The organism is Pseudoalteromonas translucida KMM 520 (assembly GCF_001465295.1).
Taxonomy (GTDB): Bacteria; Pseudomonadota; Gammaproteobacteria; order Enterobacterales; family Alteromonadaceae; genus Pseudoalteromonas; species Pseudoalteromonas translucida.
Map to the genome: position 1 here is coordinate 2,767,106 of NZ_CP011034.1, position 21,794 is coordinate 2,788,899.

General features: G+C 39.7%; 23 protein-coding genes and 1 pseudogene. 11 read left to right on the top strand and 13 right to left on the bottom strand.

Annotation, left to right across the window (positions count from 1 at the left end):
- Positions 1–11 precede the first annotated feature (11 nt).
- The 9 genes from alr to rpsF all read right to left on the bottom strand — a co-directional run bounded on the left by alr (position 12) and on the right by rpsF (position 6,214).
- Complete coding sequence (alr, locus tag PTRA_RS12755; protein ID WP_041454553.1) at positions 12–1,091, bottom strand: alanine racemase; 1,080 nt, start codon at positions 1,089–1,091, stop codon at positions 12–14.
- A complete protein-coding gene (dnaB, locus tag PTRA_RS12760) occupies positions 1,091–2,470 on the bottom strand; it encodes a replicative DNA helicase (RefSeq protein WP_041454554.1) in 1,380 nt (459 codons plus the stop codon). Before dnaB ends, alr begins: the two co-directional genes overlap by 1 nt.
- Before the next feature lie 114 nt (positions 2,471–2,584).
- Positions 2,585–3,523 carry a DUF4097 family beta strand repeat-containing protein gene (locus PTRA_RS12765; RefSeq protein WP_058374062.1) on the bottom strand — a complete coding sequence of 313 codons (939 nt, stop codon included), beginning with the start codon at positions 3,521–3,523 and terminating at the stop codon, positions 2,585–2,587.
- Positions 3,524–3,532: 9 nt separating this feature from the next.
- Entirely contained in the window at positions 3,533–4,018 is a 486-nt protein-coding gene (locus PTRA_RS12770; protein ID WP_058374063.1) for a hypothetical protein, read from the bottom strand.
- The gene (locus tag PTRA_RS12775) at positions 4,005–4,553 is read right to left on the bottom strand and encodes an RNA polymerase sigma factor (protein WP_058374064.1); all 549 of its coding nucleotides are present in this window, start codon (positions 4,551–4,553) and stop codon (positions 4,005–4,007) included. Before PTRA_RS12775 ends, PTRA_RS12770 begins: the two co-directional genes overlap by 14 nt.
- 228 nt (positions 4,554–4,781) lie before the next feature.
- Complete coding sequence (gene rplI / locus PTRA_RS12780; RefSeq protein ID WP_058374065.1) at positions 4,782–5,234, bottom strand: 50S ribosomal protein L9; 453 nt, start codon at positions 5,232–5,234, stop codon at positions 4,782–4,784.
- A 36-nt stretch (positions 5,235–5,270) separates the two neighbouring features.
- A complete protein-coding gene (gene rpsR, locus PTRA_RS12785) occupies positions 5,271–5,498 on the bottom strand; it encodes a 30S ribosomal protein S18 (protein ID WP_002962753.1) in 228 nt (75 codons plus the stop codon).
- A 12-nt stretch (positions 5,499–5,510) separates the two neighbouring features.
- Positions 5,511–5,828, bottom strand: a complete 318-nt coding sequence (gene priB / locus PTRA_RS12790) for a primosomal replication protein N (RefSeq protein WP_041454555.1) — start codon at positions 5,826–5,828, stop codon at positions 5,511–5,513.
- Between the two features lie 44 nt (positions 5,829–5,872).
- Positions 5,873–6,214 (bottom strand): 30S ribosomal protein S6, encoded by a 342-nt coding sequence (rpsF, locus tag PTRA_RS12795; protein WP_011329092.1) that lies wholly within the window; start codon positions 6,212–6,214, stop codon positions 5,873–5,875.
- Positions 6,215–6,577: 363 nt separating this feature from the next.
- On the opposite strand from rpsF, the gene PTRA_RS12800 reads away from it, so the two are divergent.
- Together PTRA_RS12800 and PTRA_RS12805 are read left to right on the top strand one after the other, a co-directional pair.
- Complete coding sequence (locus tag PTRA_RS12800) at positions 6,578–8,461, top strand: propionyl-CoA synthetase (protein ID WP_058374066.1); 1,884 nt, start codon at positions 6,578–6,580, stop codon at positions 8,459–8,461.
- Between the two features lie 117 nt (positions 8,462–8,578).
- Positions 8,579–9,850 carry a mechanosensitive ion channel family protein gene (locus PTRA_RS12805; RefSeq protein WP_058374067.1) on the top strand — a complete coding sequence of 424 codons (1,272 nt, stop codon included), beginning with the start codon at positions 8,579–8,581 and terminating at the stop codon, positions 9,848–9,850.
- Positions 9,851–9,932: 82 nt separating this feature from the next.
- Here PTRA_RS12805 and PTRA_RS12810 read toward each other — a convergent pair whose 3' ends face one another.
- On the bottom strand, positions 9,933–10,850 hold the full coding sequence (locus PTRA_RS12810) for a LysR family transcriptional regulator (RefSeq protein WP_208855508.1): 918 nt from the start codon (positions 10,848–10,850) through the stop codon (positions 9,933–9,935).
- A gap of 118 nt (positions 10,851–10,968) precedes the next feature.
- On the opposite strand from PTRA_RS12810, the gene PTRA_RS12815 reads away from it, so the two are divergent.
- Positions 10,969–12,111: an alkene reductase gene (locus tag PTRA_RS12815; protein ID WP_058374068.1), complete on the top strand. Its 1,143-nt coding sequence runs from the start codon at positions 10,969–10,971 to the stop codon at positions 12,109–12,111.
- A 110-nt stretch (positions 12,112–12,221) separates the two neighbouring features.
- A complete protein-coding gene (locus PTRA_RS12820) occupies positions 12,222–13,097 on the top strand; it encodes an endo alpha-1,4 polygalactosaminidase (RefSeq protein WP_058374069.1) in 876 nt (291 codons plus the stop codon).
- Between the two features lie 32 nt (positions 13,098–13,129).
- Here the strand turns inward: PTRA_RS12820 and PTRA_RS12825 are convergent, their stop codons facing one another.
- Positions 13,130–13,603 (bottom strand): VOC family protein, encoded by a 474-nt coding sequence (locus tag PTRA_RS12825; protein WP_058374070.1) that lies wholly within the window; start codon positions 13,601–13,603, stop codon positions 13,130–13,132.
- Positions 13,604–13,787: 184 nt separating this feature from the next.
- Between PTRA_RS12825 and PTRA_RS12830 the strand changes: the two genes are divergently transcribed.
- Together PTRA_RS12830 and PTRA_RS12835 are read left to right on the top strand one after the other, a co-directional pair.
- The gene (locus tag PTRA_RS12830; protein ID WP_058374071.1) at positions 13,788–14,174 is read left to right on the top strand and encodes a hypothetical protein; all 387 of its coding nucleotides are present in this window, start codon (positions 13,788–13,790) and stop codon (positions 14,172–14,174) included.
- A gap of 40 nt (positions 14,175–14,214) precedes the next feature.
- Positions 14,215–14,577 (top strand): TehB family protein, encoded by a 363-nt coding sequence (locus tag PTRA_RS12835; RefSeq protein WP_058374072.1) that lies wholly within the window; start codon positions 14,215–14,217, stop codon positions 14,575–14,577.
- A 97-nt stretch (positions 14,578–14,674) separates the two neighbouring features.
- Here the strand turns inward: PTRA_RS12835 and PTRA_RS12840 are convergent, their stop codons facing one another.
- Entirely contained in the window at positions 14,675–15,799 is a 1,125-nt protein-coding gene (locus tag PTRA_RS12840; RefSeq protein ID WP_237113457.1) for a glycosyltransferase family 4 protein, read from the bottom strand.
- A gap of 229 nt (positions 15,800–16,028) precedes the next feature.
- Here PTRA_RS12840 and PTRA_RS12845 point away from each other — a divergent pair, with 229 nt between their 5' ends.
- The 4 genes from PTRA_RS12845 to dps all read left to right on the top strand — a co-directional run bounded on the left by PTRA_RS12845 (position 16,029) and on the right by dps (position 21,015).
- On the top strand, positions 16,029–17,378 hold the full coding sequence (locus PTRA_RS12845) for an L-cystine transporter (protein ID WP_058374074.1): 1,350 nt from the start codon (positions 16,029–16,031) through the stop codon (positions 17,376–17,378).
- A 238-nt stretch (positions 17,379–17,616) separates the two neighbouring features.
- Positions 17,617–18,228, top strand: a complete 612-nt coding sequence (locus PTRA_RS12850) for a DUF6515 family protein (protein ID WP_058374075.1) — start codon at positions 17,617–17,619, stop codon at positions 18,226–18,228.
- A 120-nt stretch (positions 18,229–18,348) separates the two neighbouring features.
- Entirely contained in the window at positions 18,349–20,217 is a 1,869-nt protein-coding gene (gene gss, locus PTRA_RS12855) for a bifunctional glutathionylspermidine amidase/synthase (protein WP_058374076.1), read from the top strand.
- Positions 20,218–20,499: 282 nt separating this feature from the next.
- The gene (dps, locus tag PTRA_RS12860; RefSeq protein ID WP_058374077.1) at positions 20,500–21,015 is read left to right on the top strand and encodes a DNA starvation/stationary phase protection protein Dps; all 516 of its coding nucleotides are present in this window, start codon (positions 20,500–20,502) and stop codon (positions 21,013–21,015) included.
- Positions 21,016–21,319: 304 nt separating this feature from the next.
- Here the strand turns inward: dps and PTRA_RS12865 are convergent, their stop codons facing one another.
- On the bottom strand, positions 21,320–21,568 hold the full coding sequence (locus PTRA_RS12865; protein WP_058374078.1) for a hypothetical protein: 249 nt from the start codon (positions 21,566–21,568) through the stop codon (positions 21,320–21,322).
- On the opposite strand from PTRA_RS12865, the pseudogene PTRA_RS18940 reads away from it, so the two are divergent.
- Positions 21,553–21,780, top strand: a pseudogene (locus PTRA_RS18940) (hypothetical protein); the annotation flags it as partial. The gene PTRA_RS12865 and the pseudogene PTRA_RS18940 sit on opposite strands and share 16 nt — an antisense overlap.
- Between the last annotated feature and the right edge of the window lie 14 nt (positions 21,781–21,794).

Here is a 21,794-nt window from a genome sequence, read left to right on the forward strand (position 1 = left end):
GTACCAGCAGTTTAACGCTGATACTGATAGCTTACCCTTGGTGTAATATTACACAATAACTCGTAAGGTATAGTATCGGCGCACTGGGCTATTTCTTCTACTGGTAGCTCAGGTCCCCACATAGTTACCTCGTCACCTACTTTAATATTATGTGTATTATTGCCTATATCTAAGGTGATCATATCCATAGCTACGCTACCTACAATACCATAACGCTGCTTATTTATTATTACCGGAGTGCCCGCTCTCGCATGGCGCGGATAACCATCACCATAGCCCATAGCAACAACCGCTAATTGGGTTGGCTTATCACTTTGCCAACGCCCGCTGTAACCCACCGCTTCATGGGCAGCTACATTACGTACTGCAATTACTTTTGTGGTTAAGCGCATAACTGGCTCTAATTGGTACGTTTTACCTGTGGTATTTGCCATAGGCGATACACCATAAAGCATTAATCCTGGGCGCACCCAATCACCGTGGCCACTTGGCCAAGCTAAAATACCGGCAGAGTTTGATAAGCAATGTGCCTGTTCAACGTTTTCTGCCAAGCGATTAAACAAGGCTATTTGTTGCATTGTTTTACTGCTGTCAACATCATCCGCGCACGAAAAGTGGGTCATTAAATTAACCGTATTATTCGCATTGGCTGTTTTTTGTAAGCGATTATAAAACTCATCAAATTGCTCTGGTGCAATACCTAATCGGTGCATGCCGGTATTTATTTTTAACCAGCAGTTTATAGGAGCCTCAAGCTGCGCATTTTCCAGTGCCGCTAATTGGTTTTCGTCATGAATAATGGTTTGAAAATTATTAGCTAATAAAATGGGTAAATCGGCTTCATCAAAAAAGCCTTCTAACAATACAATTGGTTTAGTTAAACCGCCAGCACGCAATGCCAGCGCTTCATCTATACGTGCCACAGCAAATGCATCGGCATCGTTTAAGTGCTGCGCTATGGTAACTAAGCCATGCCCGTAAGCGTTGGCTTTTAGCACGGCCATTACTTTGCTATTAGGCGCAAAGCTCTTAACTTGCGCAAGATTATGCGCAAGTGCTGTTAAGTTAATTTCGGCTATAGCTAGGCGCATTAATAATCGTCATCTACTGCTGGCCCCGCATAATTATCAAAGCGAGAAAATTGACCTTGGAAGGTTAAACGTACTTTACCAATAGGGCCGTTACGTTGCTTACCTATAATTATTTCGGCAATACCTTTATCGGTACTGTCTTCGTTGTACACTTCATCACGGTAAATAAACATGATTAAATCGGCATCTTGCTCAATAGAGCCTGACTCACGTAAATCTGAGTTAATTGGGCGTTTATCGGCACGTTGCTCAAGCGTACGGTTTAGCTGCGAAAGTGCAACAACCGGGCATTTTAGCTCTTTTGCTAATGCTTTAAGTGAACGCGAAATTTCGGCAATTTCAAGCGTTCGGTTATCAGCAAGGCTAGGTACACGCATTAATTGCAAGTAATCGACCATGATCATACTAATACCGCCATGATCGCGGGCAATACGTCGTGCACGAGAGCGTACATCGGTAGGTGTTAAACCCGAGGCATCATCAACGTACATTTTGCCTTTTTCCATCAACAAACCCATGGTTGATGAAAGTCGTGCCCAATCGTCATCATCTAACTGACCAGTACGTACCTTAGTTTGGTTAATACGCCCAAGAGACGCCAACATCCTCATCATAATTTGTTCAGAAGGCATCTCTAGTGAGTAAATTAATACCGGCTTGTCTTGGGTCATTGCTGCATGTTCTGCAAGGTTCATCGCAAAAGTGGTTTTACCCATTGAAGGACGCGCTGCAACAATAATTAAGTCAGATGGCTGTAAGCCTGTAGTCATTTTATCAAGGTCGGCATAGCCGGTACTCACACCGGTTACACCATCTTGTGGTGATTGATAAAGCTCTTCTATTTTATCAACTGTTTTTTCGAGGATGCTATGAATGCTTTGCGGGCCTTCATTATTTTTTGTGCGTTGCTCAGCAATTTTAAATACTTTACTCTCAGCAAAGTCGAGTAAATCGTGGCTGGTGCGCCCTTCGGTATTAAAACCTGCTTCGGCAATTTCATTCGCTACACCAATCATTTCACGTACCACAGCACGTTCGCGCACAATACTTGCGTAAGCGTCAATGTTAGCTGCACTTGGGGTGTTTTTAGCGATTTCGGCTAAATAAGCAAAACCACCAATTCCTGCTAATTTATTATTTTTTTCTAGGCTCTCTGAAATAGTAATTAAATCGATCGGATCGCCAATTTCAGCAAGCGTTGTCATCGCTTCAAAAATAAGCTTATGCGTGCGGGTATAAAAATCCTGTGATACAACAAGCTCTGCTACGCGGTCAAATGCTTGGTTATCAAGCATTAAGCCACCTAAAACAGATTGTTCTGCTTCTATTGAATGGGGAGGAACTTTAAGGGTATCGACTTGCTTATCTCGTTTGGCCATGACTTCACAGTACTAAAATACAATGGTGCCTATTCTATCTACTTGCAGGGGCTGTGCAAATAGAAAAGCAGGAAATCTTTTCCTGCTTTTTGTAATCATGGGCTGTAGCTAATGTTATTTAGTATGAAGTTCGAGTCGCCCGCTAATTGTATTCATTTCAACGTTAGCATTACCGCCATTAATACTAAATTTTAAACTACTGGCAGGGCCATATTTAGCTTTACTGACTTTATCGCTAGTCACTTCATTAATTATTTTGCCATTCGCATGCGCTTCAATTTCAAACTTAGCCGATACATCTGCCGCAAAGTAAAATTCGCCATCGCCACTTACCGACTCAAAACGAACATCTGCACCCTTTAACAACTCTTTAATATGTACTTCGGCCTCACCATTAACGGTATTAATTCGTAAATTTTTAATGCTCGATAAAGTAAAATCTATATCGCCATTTACGTTTTCCAGGCGTACATCGCTTGCTGTTGAATTTGATTTAATATAGCCATTTACGGCGCTAAAACGCAACTTCCCGCTTGAGTTTTTATCGTTAATTTCGCCATTTACGGTTTCAAATGCAATATTACCACTTAGGTTCTGTGCCTTTACATCGCCATTAACACTGGTAAGTTTAATATTGCCCGCTAAATTACTTGCGCTTATCTCACCATTAACCACATCTATTTTTGCACTGTTTTGTAGCTCTTTTGCAATTACAGATACATTCACACCAGCAAACTCAAGCGCGCTACTTTTGGGCATAAATATAGTTAACTTTGAACCATCACCACTGTTACCCCACCCCGTATTACGTGGCATGTTTACAATAAACTGGGTTTTATCACCACTGGTTTTAAGCTCATAGCCATCGGCTTTGTCGTCAAGTTCGCCCGATACTTTAAATTCGCTTTTATCCCAGCCCGTTATGTTTATATCACCGCGTTGGTTTTCAATATAAATAGTGCCGCCATTGGCCACCTCTATTTGCTTATCTATTTTTTCACCCGCCAATACCGCCAGTGGAAATAAGCTCAACCCTAGTAAAATCGCTTTCATGTTATGCTCCTAAATATGCTGCCAACGAGGTGCGTGCACCTTATTAATCAAATCAAGTTGTTGTTGATATATTTGCGCTAACATAGTTAATAGCGCTTGGTTTTGTGGTTCGTTTTCAAGAACCTGCTTTATAGCTAACTCTGCTTCTTCGAGCTCTTGCAATTGCACTTGCCAATTACTGGTAAGTGCGTCTTGATTTTTATACGCAACTAACAAACTATTTTTTTGCGCCAAAAAGTAATCACTTATTGCCACTACAGGCTTTGGTTCAGGCGTTATAAAAATGATGTTTACTGCAATTAAAACCGCAACACTACATGCGGCTACAGCCGTTAACTTTGGCCAAATAGTCGTGTGTTTTTGTGTAGCGCGTTCAGCATTAATAATCGCCCGCTCAACCCCTGGCCATAAATTTTTGCGTGGCGTTATGTCTTTATCAAGTGTGTTGAGTGACTCGTTTAAGTAGTCGTCAAAATTTACTTTACTCATTTTCATACCACTCTTGTAATAACTGCCTAGCACGATGATATTGCGACTTACTTGAGCCAACAGCCATACCTAATTGCTCAGCTATTTCCTCGTGCCTGTAACCTTCAATGGCAAACAGCACAAATACCATACGTGCTCGCTCAGGAAGCCTTACTATTAATTTATCTAGGCCATTTAAACCTTTACAGTCGTTAGCTGATTGCTCATCCATCCCGCTGTGCTCAATACTCACTACTTTTTGCAGCCAATTTTTTTGTTTGCGTAAGTAATTAATAGCAACATTACTCGCTACGCTGTAAAGCCAAGTAGAGAACTGCGAGCGCCCATCAAACTGCGCTATTTTATGCCACACCTGTACAAACACTTCTTGAGCTGCATCCTCAGCATGCGACTGATCAGCTAATAAACGTAAACATAGCCCGTATACCCGCTTTATGTGTAGTTCATAAAGTAGTGCGTATGCAGCTTGATCCCCCGACTTAACACGCTTAATGAGTGCTGCTTCGCACAATTGCGACTGTTCGGGTTTAACGTGTAACATCCGTAATGTCGCCTTTAAATTATAGTTATTGGGTTAGCGTTTAAGTGTATTGATAAGTTAGACGTAATGACAGTTTGAAAAGGTTTAAATGAAATGAAAAAATAATTACAAAAAGGAAAGAGGATTTAGAGCAGGTTTATAAAACGTGGTATTAGTTCTACAGTTAGCTAAATTTTAGGCACAAAAAAGCCGCGCTAAATAGCACGGCTTTTTTTGCTTAATTAAAAATTAAGCTTCAGCAATAACGATTACTTTAATAGTAGCCGTTACTTCTGAATGTACTGCGATTGATACGTCAAATTCGCCAGTCTCACGGATAGTACCTAGAGGTAGACGAACTTCAGACTTAGCAACTTCAACACCAACAGCTGAGATAGCGTCAGCGATGTCACGAGTACCGATTGAACCAAATAATTTACCTTCGTCACCAGCTTTAGATACTAATGTAACTTCTGCTAATGCTTCAAGTTTGTCAGCGCGTGCTTGTGCAGCAACTAACTGATCAGCGATTTTCGCTTCAAGTTCTGCGCGACGAACATCAAATGTTTCAATGTTTGCTTTAGTTGCAGGAACTGCCTTACCTTGCGGGAAAAGGAAGTTACGTGCGAAGCCAGATTTAACAACAACCTGGTCACCTAGGCCACCTAGGTTAGCGATCTTATCTAGTAGAATAACTTGCATGTTTCTACACCTTTTAAAAACGTGTTAATCCGCTGCTTACTTATGTAAGTCAGTGTATGGAAGAAGGGCTAAGTAGCGAGCACGCTTAATAGCAGTTGCTAGCTGGCGCTGGTATTTAGCGCTAGTACCTGTGATACGGCTAGGTACGATTTTGCCACTTTCTGTAACATAGTTTCTAAGAGTAGCTAGATCTTTGTAATCGATTTGTTGTACGCCTTCCGCTTTAAAGCGGCAAAACTTACGACGTCTGAAATAACGTGCCATGAGATTAATTCCTCAAATAATTCTTTCGATATGCTGAGCATGCAAAACCAATTGGCTAAGGCCGTTACGACCTTCGTGGCGATTTAAAAAACCACTCACTTGCAATGCCTGCCCAACGTGCAAATGTTGAGTCTGTTGTTGCATTTGTTTTCCACTGGCAACCACTTGAAGCCGAACGTAACTATTACGGTTAAGATCTGCTTCTGTTTGCATTGATTTATGTTCAATAACAAAAATACAATGCGGTATACCAGCAGGACTTTGGCTTAACTTGGGAGTTTTACAAACTACCCCAGATAAAACCAGTTGATTCATAAAAGGGCTAACCATTTATATTCATCACCAGTTAAACGCCATGCTAGGACTCAAAACAATTAAGCAGCTGGTGCTTCTTTCTTCTCTTCTCTTACAAGAGGAGACGCTTCAGTTACCGCGTTTTTAGTACGCATAACTAAGTTACGAAGCACTGCATCGTTGTAGCGGAAAGTAGTTTCTAGCTCGCTGATTACTTCAGTTGGTGCTTCAACGTTCATAAGAACATAATGAGCTTTATGAAGCTTGTTGATTGGGTAAGCCAGTTGACGACGGCCCCAGTCTTCAAGACGGTGGATAACACCACCAGCTTCAGTGATAGAACCAGTATAGCGTTCGATCATACCAGTTACTTGCTCACTCTGATCAGGGTGAACCATGAATACGATTTCGTAATGACGCATGGATATTCCTTACGGTTAATAGAGCCTTCTACCGTTTCGGCCGGTCGGTTTAAGGCAAGGAATTAATAGTTTAAAAGCCGAAATGAGCGCGCATTTTACGCTTAGTTTGATAATTAAGCAAGCCAGTTTTCTATCGAAAATAAAGAAAAAGCCATACAAATAGAGTTTAATTGACGTTTTTTATAAAAACATAACAATTTCAATCAGCTTGCTATGTATTAAGTCGTAATTAAGCCTTGCAAAACAAACTAAAAACTAACCACTTTGCTCAGCTTTTAGCCGACCAAGGTCTAATATAATAATTAGGCAAAAACACTTAGTTTTTAATGTCTCTCACACTCTTTTTTAGTTTTAGGATCATTTATGTCAGGTCAATATAAACAGCATTATAACGCCTTCAAACAAAACCCAGCTGAATTTTGGTTAGCACAAAGTAAGTGTATTCCTTGGTATAAAACACCCCAAAATGCCTATACACAAGACAGCGATGACTTATACCATTGGTTTGATGATGGCCAGCTTAATACTAGCTACTTAGCACTTGACCAACATGTTGAAGCCGGCTTTGGCGAGCAAACTGCGCTTATTTACGACTCTCCTGTTACCAACACTAAACAAACTTATAATTATTCACAGCTACAACAAGAAGTGGCTAAGTTTGCCGGTGTAATGCAATCGCTAGGTGTGCAAAAAGGCGACCGTGTGGTTATTTACATGCCCATGATCCCACAAGCAGTGATTGGCATGCTAGCCTGTGCTCGTTTAGGTGCAGTACACTCTGTGGTTTTTGGTGGCTTTGCAGCTCATGAGTTAGCGGTGCGTATTGATGATGCTAAACCTAAATTAGTTTTAAGTGCTTCTTGTGGTGTAGAAGTGAGTAATATTATTGAATACAAACCGCTATTAGATGACGCCATAAAGCGCGCCACACATAAAGTTGATCACTGCGTAATTTATCAACGCGAACAAGTAACCGCAACACTCAATAACGACCAAGATATTGATTGGGCAAAGGCTATGCAAACGGCACAAGCTGTTGATCCTGTACCTGTAAGTGGCAGTGATCCGCTATATATTTTATATACCTCAGGCACCACAGGATTACCTAAAGGTGTAGTACGTGAAAATGGCGGCCATGCTGTTGCCCTTAATTACAGTATGAAAAACGTATACGGTATGGAGCCTGGCGAAGTATTTTGGGCTGCGTCTGATATTGGCTGGGTGGTGGGTCACTCATACATAGTATATGCGCCGTTAATGTATCGTTGTGCAACTGTACTTTACGAAGGGAAACCAGTGCGTACCCCAGATGCCAGTGCATTTTGGCGAGTAGTAGAGGATCATAAAGTAACGGCCCTGTTTAGCGCGCCTACTGCATTTAGAGCAATTAAAAAAGAAGACCCTGAAGCTGAGGGTTTTAAAAAATATGATACATCTAGCTTAAAACGGTTATTTTTAGCCGGTGAGCGCCTTGATGCCGCTACTTACGGTTGGTTAAAAGAAAAAACCGGTCTACCTGTGCTTGATCATTGGTGGCAAACAGAAACCGGCTGGGCTATTGCTTGCAACCCTATTGGCATTGAACACTTAGAAACCAAAGCAGGTAGTTCAACCGTTCCTACACCGGGCTTTGACGTGCGTATTTTAAATATGGATGGCGAAGAATGCGCCTCTAACGAAAGTGGCGCTGTAGTAATAAAACTGCCATTACCACCGGGTTGTTTATCAACAATTTGGCAAAATACCGAGCGCTATAAACAAGGTTACCTGAGCGAATATGAAGGCTATTACCTGTCGGGAGACGGTGGCTACATAGACGAAGACGGCTATTTATTTATTATGGGTCGTACCGATGATGTAATTAACGTTGCTGGCCACAGGCTATCTACCGGTGAAATGGAAGAAATTGTTGCCGCCCACCCTGCGGTTGCAGAATGTGCTGTATTTGGTGTAAACGATGCGCTTAAAGGGCAAAACCCAATGGCGATGATAGTGCTCAAAGACGGTTTTACCGGCTCTCATCAAGAAGTACAACAACAGCTTGTGCAATCTGTACGTAACCAAATTGGTGCTATCGCGTGTTTAAAAAATATTATGTGTGTTGAGCGCTTACCTAAAACACGCTCAGGGAAAATTTTACGCAAAAACTTGCGCCAGCTTATTGATGGCGAAGAACTGCAAATTCCATCAACGATAGACGACCCCAGTATTTTTGCCGAGTTAAGTGAACAACTTGCTGAAAAATAAAACTAACTGTTTATAGTTAAAGTCTATCGGCACCGAGTGAAGATAGACTTTAACTACGCCTTCTGCTTAAATAACCTTGGAATAAATAAATAACTTTATGATGTAAACGGAGATTAAATGACAGATATAAGAGCTGAACTACGTGAGTATTTACTGGAGTGGTTTGGCCAATATTTACCCGCCAACCCTCTTTTATGGTACGACATTTTAGTACTTTGCTGGCTCGCCATTTTTGCCATAATTTTACATTTAATTATCAGAAACTCAGCTAAGCACTTTCTTAAAGGTCGCTTTAGCGAAAGAATTGTTCAGCCTGATGCAAAAACTCCCGCCGAGTTAGCATTTAAACTTGCAAAACATATCTCTTTTGTAATTCAAGGTGCGGTTGTCGTTATCCAAGCTAGGCTTTGGCTACCCGAAGGGAGTGGCTTATTACATATTATTGAAATGGTTACCGACCAATGGATCATTCTCTTCTCTTTACTATCACTGTTTTCGTTACTCGATATTTTTCAGGTTATTTCTGATAGGCGCGCAGTCAGAGCCCACTTCCCGATACGAGGGTTATTACAAACCATTAAGTTAATTGCCAGTGTATTAACCGGTATTTTAGCTGTGTCGTTATTAATGAATAAATCACCATTAATTTTACTAAGTGGTTTAGGTGCGTTATCAGCCGTTATGCTGTTGGTGTTTAAGGATGCTATTTTAGGTTTAGTAGCAGGTATTCAGCTCTCTGCTAATAATATGTTAGCCGTAGGTGACTGGCTAGAAATGCCCAAGTATGGCGCTGATGGCGATGTAATTGACATTGCACTTACCACGGTAAAGGTAAGAAACTGGGATAAAACCATCACTACAATCCCTACGTATGCGCTTATTTCTGATTCATTCAAAAACTGGCGCGGGATGTCGGAATCGGGCGGTCGTAGAATAAAACGTAGTATTCATTTAGAAATGAACAGCGTGCGTTTTTTAAATGAGCAAGAACTCAGTGAGCTTAGAAAAGCAAATTTACTCACCAAATATATAGATACCACAATATCATCTATTAGCGCCGAAAACGCCAGTAAAGATATGAGCTGCCTACTTAATGGCCGCCGTTTAACTAACGTAGGAACCTTTAGGCATTATTTAATAGAGCTGTTAAAACAGCACCCTAAAATCCATCAAAACATGACCCTAATGGTAAGGCAATTAGAGCCAACGAATAAAGGTTTACCTATCGAGATTTACACCTTTACTAATACTACTGCTTGGGCCGAATACGAAGGTATTCAAGCTGATATTTTTGACCATATTTTGGCTATTTTACCGGTGTTTTACCTTAAAGCGCATGAGTCGCCAACAGGGAATGATGTGCGCTCTTTGTCGATAGGTAAGCACTAAAATTACGGCTTACTTTATCGTTAGCTCCTAAATAGCGAGTAACACTATAAACAAGTGTTGCTCGCTAAAACTTATTTATACTTCAAATTACTTTTAATTGCTCCAGTATCCAGCGATGAATTGGGCTTTCACTGGTACGTGGGTGCCATGCGGCTATTACTTTAAAAGGCGGCGGCAATGCTTCAACGGTTAGCTCTTGTACTTTATTATTTGGTAATAATCGCGACGGATAAAACGCGATCATATCGGTTGTATGAAGAATGTTTGGTACCGCCGAAAAGCTAGGTACCGACATAACAATATTACGTTTAAAGCCCTTTGCTGCAAACCACTGATCGTGAGAACCACGTAAATTGGCACGCGAAGGTGATACCACTAGCTGCGGATAAGCTGCAATTTGTGCCAGTGTTAACGGCTCATTTGTTAACTTGTTGCCACAACCTGTAACGCATAAATGCTGCTCTTCAAGCAAAGTAACATAAGCTAAGTTATCTGGAATAAATTCAGGAAAACTAATCAGTAAATCAAGTTCACCCGCCGTAATTAGTTGGTTAACATTATCTGAGGCAAAGTCGCGCACGATTAGTTTTAACCCGGGTGCTTCTCGTCTCGTTATATTAAAAAGCTGCGGTAACAAGGCTTGCGTTGCGTAGTCTGTCGCGCTAATAGTAAATACACCTTTATATGTTTGCGGTATAAATACTTCGGGCTCTAACAGCATTTCAAGTTGCTTTAAAATATGGCAAATAGGTTGCTGCATAGATAACGCTTTGGGTGTTGGCACCATGCTATTTCCTTGGCGAATAAACAAACGATCGTCAAATAAGTCACGTAGTTTACGCAGCTGCTCGCTAATAGCTTGCTGGGTTAAGCCCATTTTACGTGCAACCTGCGACAAATTTTTTAAATCAAGCAAGGCATTTAGTACCCTGAGCTGTTTAATATCGAGCCGGTTAATACCATTCATAATTGTATCTAAAACAATAAAGTGTTGTTTCAAATTGTACCCATAAAGCTCTACGCTTACCAACATTGCTTAAACAGCTAAGCATCAACATACTTTGCCTTGTTAATTACGAGGTAATAAGCCACTAAGTTTGCTTTAAGAGAGAGTTTTAATGAATCAATCTATTTCTGATACCAGCTCGTTATTTTCATCTGTAGAACTTGGCCCTTATACACTTAAAAACCGTATAGTAATGCCACCACTTACACGCTCTCGTAGCACCCAGCCAGGTAATATTCCAAACGACTTAATGGCAACCTATTATGCGCAGCGTGCCAGCGCTGGTTTTATGGTTACCGAAGGTACGCAAATAGAGCCTAGAGGCCAAGGCTATGCATGGACTCCGGGTATATATTCTGCAGCGCAAATTGAAGGTTGGAAAAAAGTAACTCAAGCAGTGCATGCTAAAGGCGGCACTATATTTGCTCAACTGTGGCATGTTGGCCGCGTATCGCACACCAATTTGCAACCTAATGAAGCCAGCCCAATAGCTCCTTCGGCAATTACAGCCAACAACGTTAAAGTATTTATTGAAACTGGCCCAGGCCAAGGTGCCTTAAGTGAACCAAGTGCACCGCGCGCTTTAAGTACTGATGAAGTGAGCGAGTTAGTTAATATGTATGCGCAAGCTGCAAAAAATGCATTAGAAGCCGGCTTTGACGGCGTTGAACTACATTGTGCTAACGGTTATTTAGTTAATCAGTTTATTTCAGAGCACACTAATATGCGTGACGATCAATACGGCGGATCACTTACTAATCGTCTGCGTTTTTTAAAAGAAATTGTTGCTGCTGTGAGCGCGGTTGTAGGCGCTGATCGTTTAGGCGTTCGCTTTGCACCACTATTTAGCAGCACAGATGAAACCCGCGTTTATTTGGGTTTGGTCGAATCTGATCCACAAAACACCTACATAGAAGCGATTAAGCTACTTGAGCAAGCAGGTATTGCTTACTTATCGATTGCTGAAGCCGATTGGGATAATGCCCCCGATTTACCAGAGCAGTTTTATAAAGCAGCTAGAGCGCAGTTCTCTGGTCGAATTATATATGCGGGAAAATACACGGTAGATAAAGCACTGCGTATTTTAAATAATGGCTACGGTGACTTGTTTGCTTTTGGTCGGCCTTTTATTGCGAACCCCGATTTACCTGAGCGTATTAAACAACAATGGCCTTTAAATGAAGCTGATGCAGCCACTATGTATGGCGGCACAGAGGTTGGGTATAGTGATTATCCATACTATAAAAACATTTAATTTAAGCAGGCCACGGAAGGCCTAATACTCTATATAAAAACCGACATCCTTAATGCAATATCAATAGTTTTAAGCTAAATTAATAACTACTAATACCGTTTGAGTATGTTATGTTTTTGTGTTCATTTAACAAACAAACCGCAGGCCACTGTGTTATATTTTTGCTGCTAATAAGTATGAGTAGCTGCGGTAAAAATAACAATACACCAGCAACTTCCCTCAACCAAGCAGAGCCTGCAATTGCCCCTATTACTACTGGTAACTGGTATAAACCCGCATTAGGGAGCAGCTGGCAGTGGCAGCTAACTGGCACAATAAATACTAACTATAATGTTAGTATTTATGACATAGACCTATTCGACTCTTCAGAACAGTTAATACAAACATTACAAGCCCAAGGCAAGCGGGTTATTTGCTATTTTTCAGCGGGTTCTTATGAATCGTGGCGAAGCGATAAAAGCCAATTTTTAATCAACGAATTAGGTAACTCTTTAGCTAATTGGCAAGGAGAGCGTTGGTTAGATATTCGATCTCCTAATGTGCAAGCAATAATGGCTAGTCGGCTAGATTTAGCAGTACAAAAAGGATGTGATGGCGTAGAGCCCGATAACGTTGACGGTTATATGAATAATTCCGGCTTTAATTTAACTGCAAACGATCAGCTTGTGTTTACTCGCTTTATAGCAAATCAGGCGCATACTCGTGGCTTGGCAGTTGGCTTAAAAAACAACCTTCATCAGGTAAATGAGCTGCATAATTATTTTGATTTTGCAGTAAACGAGCAATGCTATGAGTATCAAGAGTGCGAATTACTCACCCCTTTTATAAATAGCAATAAAGCTATTTTTCATGTTGAATATAATAGTAAGTATAGTCATGGCAGCACTGAACTAAACAATATGTGTGATGATGCTATTAATAGGCAATTTAGTACACTGGTTTTGCCAATAAACCTAGATGACGAATTTAGGATTAGCTGTTTGTAAAAGCCTTGTTTACTTACCTTTATTTTATAAAGCTAAGCATCTTGATCTTTACTCATAAGATCTACCATTCTTTTTCTGAGCTCTTGCTCATTAATATCTTCTTTATGAGTACCAATGGTCCATACGTGGCCAAAAGGATCTTGCAGCGTACCTGCTCTATCACCATAAAACTGATCATGAACGGGGCGTATTTCTTTCGCTCCTAACGCAATAGTTTTTGCAAATATCTTATCTACATCATCAACATATAACATTATGCTTACGGGTGTACCGCCTAGCTCTGCAGGGCTTTTAAAGTGAGCATCTGGGCACATATCTGAGATCATAATATGTGAATTACCAATTTTAATTTCTGCATGAGCAATGCCGCCTTCAGGCATAGGCATTTGCATAACTAGCTGCGCATCAAAAGCCGCACAATAAAAATCAATTGCTTGTTGTGCACCGTTTATAATTAAATAAGGGGTTATTGAATGATACCCTTTTGGAATAGCTGATACCGCCATAGTGTGCTCCTCGTTATATGTTCTCCTTAAAGGTTAGTCTAAATTGGCAGGTAATATAAAATAAACACGTGTTTATTTATAAATATTAGTGGCACTTATTTGCAAAATCATTAGTAAATTTTGCTAGTATCTACCCCTTAATAATATTTACTGATACGCTGCATATTTAAACAAAAGGATTAACATGAAAAAGCAAGCAACACTTTTTATAGCCACGGCGTTATTCGCACTAGCGGGTTGTTCAACCTCAGTACCAATTAAAAACTTTGAACAAAACCTTATTCCACAAACATCTAAAATAATAAATAACACGGCAGATGTTGAAACAGGTATTTTAAAAGCCTGCATTCAACTAGGTTGGCAGTGCGCTCCTGTTAGTGAAGGTAAAATAAAGGGAATTCTTAATATTCGTACTCATCAATTAATCGTTAATATTAATTATGACAAAACAGCCTACTCTATTAATTACCAAGATTCGACTAACCTTAATTACAACGGTAGTAAAATACATCGTCAGTATATTAATTGGGTAACTAATTTAATGCGCCATATTGATGCAGAAATGATTTAAACATTTATATTTGTTCCACTAATACAAAAAAGGAATTGTTATGAGTCACTTAATTATACCAAGTCACTGGAAAATAAAACGCTCCACTCACTTTTTTACTAAAGACAACATTCCAAAAGCGTTACTTACTCACCACAACACAGCCGAAGGTGTGTTTGGCCAAATTTGCGTTATGCAAGGCACGGTTACCTTTTACGGATTTGCAAATGAAGCCGCCACAGAGCCTGAGCAAACCATTGTAATTAACGCGGGGCAATTTGCTACCAGCCCACCACAATATTGGCATAAAGTAGAGCTAAGCGACGACGCACAATTTAATATCAACTTTTGGGCCGAAGCCGATACAGGCAATAAAGCCCTGTTTAAAAGTTCACGTATTCATAGCAAACCTATTTTAGATTAATACCAATAACTAATTTACGTACAAACAAAAAAGCACCTAACATTTAGTTAAGTGCTTTAATAAATAACGGTGCAATTAATGCCGAATGCACTGCATACTAGCCTTGTTTATGCTTGATCATACCAATCCAATCTTGCGCCCAGTTTTCTTTAGAGCACACTTGCGCTATTGATGTTAACCCGTTATATGCCAACATTTTACTTTGCTGATAGTCATTTAAGCTAGTTGTTAGCGCTTGGGTAAACTCTGCAGTATTAGGCATCACTAATCGACCATTAAAACCATTAATTATAAGATTAGATAAGCCTCCAACATTACTACTTATAACCATACAACCTGCGGCCATTGCCTCTATCATAGATAACGAAGTACCTTCTGAGCCTAGTGTTGGAATAATGGCAATGTGTTGGCTTTTATGTACGCTAAAGCTTTCATTTGGTCCGTACTGCATTAATTTCACTTTTGCTTCATTAGCAAATAGCTCTGTTAAATATGGTTTTAATGGCCCATCTCCGGCAAAGCTTACTTGTATATTATATTGCGGTAAAAGCTGCTTAATAATAGGTGCTATTAATTTAATACCACGGTAATCAACAAAACGACGAGCAATAATAATATTTAGTGTTGCATTATCATCTGACCATTTTTTGGCAAATTCACTTTCGCTAATTTTTTCACTATAAAAGTTATAAATAACCTTCATATGTTGCTGCTCAATATTAAACCAAGTGCGATACCAGTTAACAAAGTTATGATCTACACACACTAAACTGCAGTCTGATTTTATATAGGATAAGTACTTATACTGACTTAAGAGCGAGGAGCAATATTGTGAGATGGCTGATTTTGCTGCGCGAGGTTTATCCCAAGATATACCATGCTGAATCGCTAGCGTTTTATAATCAGGCATTTTCACTGAATAAGAGTCGGTAGCAAAAATAATAATATCGTTATTTTTGTCAGCATTTTTACTGACCCAGTTTGCAAGGGCTATTTTTTTTAAGTTACCCCGATATAAACCGGTAGTTACGCTATGAACAGTGTACTGGGGAGTTGTTAAGGTAAACGCTTTTTTAGCCGGTTGTACTATATGACATGGCCAACCTTGGCGAGTAAAAACATCGCACAAACTTAAGATATAGTTTTCAATGCCACCAATGGTATGCATAGTGCCGCTCTGATCAAACATAGCACGGTAAATAATATAAATATTAGGCATCATATATCCTGACAAACTCGTTTAGTTTACTGCAATTACAGCGATTACTCTTTTGATAATATAACATTTCGCCATACATCTTTGAAGATATTTACAAGCGCTTGCAACCCCTTATAACCAAATATTAGCAATACATAACAATTTCTTCTAAGTCATAGCAAAAGTGTATTTTCTTAAATAGGTTTAAAGCGTTAAAGTGCGCCGCTAAATCACAGCTAATGAAGAGGATATTATGTCGCTTGCTGTACTATTAATGCTGGCATTGTTTGTTGGTCTGTTATTCGCGATTTATCTTTTTTCGCAAAAAAGTAAAACGTTATCACGCACCGTTTTATTTGGCCTAGTACTGGGCAGTGCTTTTGGTTTGGTTTTACAATTTTTATTTGCTGAACAACCCCAAGTTATTAACCATGTTTTAAGTTGGGTTGCCGTTGTTGGTAAAGGCTATGTTGGGCTATTAAAAATGGTCATTATGCCTTTGGTATTAGTGTTTATGATTGCCGCGGTAGTCAAACTTGAAAACCAAGGCTCTTTAGGTAAGATTTCTTTTGTAAGTATTTCTATTTTACTGATTACCACAGCTCTTGCTGCATTGGTTGGTATTGCCGTTACTTATGGCTTTAACTTAAGCGTAGAAGGATTAGTGGCCGGCACTCGTGAAGCGGCACAAATGACTACTTTAGAGAGTAAAGCGGCTAATGTTGCTAACTTAAATGTGCCACAAATGTTGCTTAGCTTTATTCCAGAAAACCCATTTGCCGATTTAGGTAATACACGTTCAACCTCTATTATTGCCGTCGTTATTTTTGGCGTGTTAATAGGCATTGCAGCACGTAAAGTAATGCTAGAGCGCAGCGAACTTACAGCGCCTATTCGTACCGGTGTAAACGCTTTACAAGCCACTGTAATGAGCTTAGTTAAAATGGTTATAGCTTTAACACCTTACGGTGTTGCAGGGTTAATGGCGAATGTAGTCGCAAACTCTAGTGGTAACGACATTCTTAATTTATTGGCGTTTATTATCGCCTCTTATGTCGCTATTTTATTAATGTTTGTTGTGCACGGCATACTGTTAAGCTTGGTTGGGGTTAGTCCAAAGCATTATTTTACTAAGATTTGGCCAGTGATGACCTTTGCTTTTAGTTCGCGCAGTTCTGCGGCGTCAATTCCAATGAACATAGATACCCAAGTAAACCAACTTAAAGTTCCCCCTGCTATTGCTAATTTATCAGCCTCTTTTGGTGCTACGATTGGTCAAAACGGCTGTGCAGGAATTTACCCTGCAATGCTAGCAATGATGGTTGCACCTAGTGTGGGAATTGACCCGATGACTTTTGAGTTTATTCTACCCTTAATAGGTATTGTAGTGATTAGCTCTTTTGGTATTGCCGGTGTAGGCGGCGGCGCAACTTTTGCAGCGCTAGTGGTATTACCAACAATGGGATTGCCCATAGAAATTGTTGCGCTACTTATATCAATAGAACCATTAATTGATATGGCGCGTACTGCGCTCAATGTGTCGGGCTCTATTACTTCAGGTGTGATCACTAGTAAAATAATGAAAACGCCACAGCAAGACTAATTAATAATTAAGCCCAGCTTTGCTGGGCTTTTTATACTGCGCTACTATTATATACCCCGCAAAACAGCCCTTAATCAACCACTTCCCAGCTCATTTAGCACGCTCAAAACCCTATCCGCAAGCATTATAGCTATGTAAACATATGTAAAGCTTTGTGTAATTACAGCCGCTATCAGTTGCTATTCAGTTTCAGGCTCTAATATCGGTTATGTATAAAAAACATAAGCGAGGCATTACTATGAAACAAATAACTGTGAAACCTATAACTGTGAAACTAGCACCTATAAAGCTAAACACTATTAACTTAACTGTTTTGTTAGCAGTATTTTTAGCACTTACTATGCTCTCAAGTAACGCCTTTGCGAATCCGCAAAATGTACATAACAAACACCATAAACCAGGTAAAGTGATACGTCATATTCCTAGTAATAGTGTATCTGTACGTTTTAATGGTGCAGTATTTAATACCCATAATGGCACTTACTATCGTAAACACAGCAGAGGCTATCGAGAGGTAATGCCACCAAGAGGTTTACATATTAGATCACTGCCCAGATACCACTCACGTTTAAGGCATCGCAATAACACTTATTATACCTATCAAAATGTATATTATATTGCCGAAAATAACGGCTACACAGTAGTAGACACGCCTAAAATACAGGTTAACCAAGCAATTAAAGTAAACAACACCAGCAGCTATAAGCTTGGGCAGTTTTACGACTCGCTACCAACGGCAGCAAAGCCCGTAACTATTAGCTCGGTGCAGTACTTTAAATATGATGACATTTATTTTTTACCGCAAATTAGTGATGATGTAATTAAATATCTCGCTGTTAAACTCAATTAATACTGCCTTTATCTGTCGCAAATAAAAACATAAATAAGGGCATAGCATTTTATCTTGCTATCAAGCTACTTCGCTCCTATAGTCAGCAGATTATAGGCCTTTATTTTGAACAAACTTGTTATGAAAACTAGCACTCCAGCTCGTGATTTTGGTGAACTATTAGGTTACGCACCTGGTAATGTTGCTGTTTACTCGTCTGACTACGACTCTGCCGACGAAAGCATTTACCCCAACCGCAGTGCCTATCGCAGTTATTTAGATGGCATTTATATGGGCTATAAATGGCAATGCGTTGAATTTGCTAGGCGTTGGATGTATCTCAATCATGGTTATATTTTTGATGACATAGCCATGGCTTACGATATTTTCGAGCTACGCTCAGTACGTGACGTTAACAGCCAAAATAGACTCCCCTTACAAGCATTTAAAAATGGCGCAAAGCATCACCCTCAAGTTGGTAGTTTACTTATTTGGGAAGAAGGCGGCGAGTTTGAAGAAACCGGCCATGTTGCCATTGTAGTAGAAGTTCACCCTGATAAAATTCGTCTTGCTGAGCAAAATGTTGGCCATCAAACATGGCCACAAGGTCAAAATTGGTGCCGCGAGCTTAAAGCTAAAATAACCAAAGATGGCGACTATTGGATTGAATGCTCTTATAACGATGCAACTATTTTAGGCTGGATGACCCAAACTGATCAAATTGAACACGCAGAACCTACCGCTGAAATAAACACCGATTTATTTACAATAAAATCTAATTACATTGCCGATACAGGCCAAGCAGCAAAGTCATGGTTAAATATTGCTAATGATGACGAAGCCGCCTATGTAGATATGATGCAAGGCCACAAGCTTACTTCAAATGCAGAGGATCAACATAGCTACTTTACTATTTCACACACAGCCCAACAAACTATTGAGCACGCCACCAATGAGCTGCATGGCTTATTTATGCATGCCACCGACTATGTGTTACAGCACCCTGAGCTATTAAAAAAGTTTAATTTACCTGAAGTAGTACTCAATAAAATTCGTCAATCGTGGGATAACCGCTTAAACCAATTGATCACCAGTCGCTTTGACTTTGCACTAACCCCTGCAGGCTTAAAAGTGTATGAATACAACTGCGACTCCGCTTCGTGTTATATGGAAAGCGGTAAAGTTCAGGGTAAGTGGGCAAAGCACTTTGGAGTTAAAACGGGTATTGATGCAGGGCAAGATTTATTTAAAGACTTAGTAAAAGCATGGCGAAAAAGTGAAGTAAAAGGTTTAGTTCATATTCTTCAAGATGACGACCCAGAAGAGCATTACCATGCTTTATTTATGAAAGAAACAATTGCGGCAGCAGGCTTTGAGTGCAAAATTATTATTGGTTTAAGTACTCTGTCTTGGGACGACTTTGGCAATATAATTGATGCCGATGGCAATAAACTTAATTACGTATGGAAAACCTGGTCGTGGGAAACAGCACTTGAGCAAATTCGTGATGAATGCGAGGCTGATCAAGCTCAAAATCATAATTTTGAGCCGCAATGGCAAGCAGGCGCAACCCCGCGGTTGGCTGATGTATTATTGCGTAAAAATGTCATGGTTTTTGAACCATTATGGACACTGATCCCCAGTAATAAAGCAATCTTACCTGTACTGTGGAGTTTATTTCCTAATCATAAATATTTGCTCAATACCGCGTTTGAGCTCAGTGATGAATTATTACAAACCGGCTATGTAGTAAAACCCATTGTTGGCCGCTGTGGAGCAAATATTCAACTAGTCGATCAGCAACAACAAACCATTGAGGAAACCGCCGGACACTTTGCATCCCAAGAGCAAATATATCAGCAATTATTTGCGCTACCAAAAGTAGACGATTACTTTGTACAAATATGCAGTTTTACCACAGCAGGTAAATATTCTGGTGCGGGTGTGCGAGTCGATAAAAGCATGATTATTAATGGCCATAGTGACTGTATGGCACTGCGAATTGAGTAACTCGTAAAATTAATAAACAGCACTTTGTAGGGCTTAGCAATTAAATATAATAGTTAAGCCCTTTAACTATTATATTTATTACACTGTGCATAATTTACAAAAAAGTGCACAGTTTTCAAATATGTAATACTTAACATCACTTCCCCCTCAAATTAAAACCTCTATCTATTTGTATATAAACAACTTTATTTTTATTTACTTCTCGGCATGGCGATTGCTTTAAATAAAGTAAAGTATGTTCATATAGTAATTAATGGGCAAAATAATTAAGTAGGAGAAATTATGAGTAATAGTAACAAAACAGCTAAATTTACCGCTCCAGGTATGAGTAACGATTCAGCAGAAAAAACTATCGCTACGCTCGACAACCGTATGGTTGCGCTAATTGACTTACAACTTACCCTTAAACATATTCACTGGAACGTGGTTGGTCCTAATTTTATTGGCGTGCATGAAATGCTAGACCCACAAGTTGCGGTTGTACGCGAAATGACAGACACCATCGCAGAGCGTATTGCAACGCTAGGTGGCGTACCTGTTGGTACGCCAAAATCAATTGTTGATCGCCGTACATGGGATGAGTACTCAATTGGTAAAGCCCTCGTTACCGAGCATTTAAGTGCACTCGATAATGTGTATAGCGGTATTAATAGCGATCATCGTAAAGCCATAGATACGCTTGCTGATCTTGATCCGGTTTCTGAGGACATGATCACCAGCCAATTAGCCGAGCTAGAGCAATTTCAATGGTTTATTCGTGCTCATCTTGAATCATCAACAGGTGAACTACAAAAGTAGATCCACTGTTATAACTGGCATAAATAACTAAATATTTATTGTTAGTTGATAATTTAAAATTAAGAAAAGCCCGCATTATTTAATAATGCGGGCTTTTTAAGTGCTAATAACTTAATAAAATAATAACCTTCTAAGCTAATTACACGTCTACGTAGCAAAATATCTGCATTTTGCTCTTAAAAAGTTTCCCCCCCAAGTAGCCACTAAATAATGGCGCGCTCAGCAAACGAATTAAAAATAAAGTACCTAAAAATTGGCAAACCAAAGCACATCATCAACACAATTACCCAAACAGCGTAAACAACTATAAGTTAACTAACGAATTTCGTATTTCTAAAACATACAGTAACTTTCGTGACATTGACTCGTTTTCAAATGCACTTGGTGCAAAATGCAACCTTACCGAACGCATCAAAATTTCTGGTGAAGTTGTATCGCCAGAAAGCATAAGACCTGACTCAGAGTTCACATTACGTTCAATCGAAAAAATCGACGTTTGAAGCAAGTAGCGGTGTTGATTTAGCAAACCATTTATATAATGGTGCATTTTCACAAGACGGCACTGTTTATGGTAATAACTACCGTGATGACAGAGGCCAGTTAGACTTTTCTGCAAGTTGGGACATTAACGAAAATGTTACCCTAGTAGGTAACGCAACAAACTTAACCGGTGAACCTTCAATCTACCTATCTGAACTAGGTGGTGCTTGGAAGTACACTGAGGCGGATCGCCGTTATAGCTTAGGCATTCGCGCTAAATTTTAATTTTCCCTGGAAAC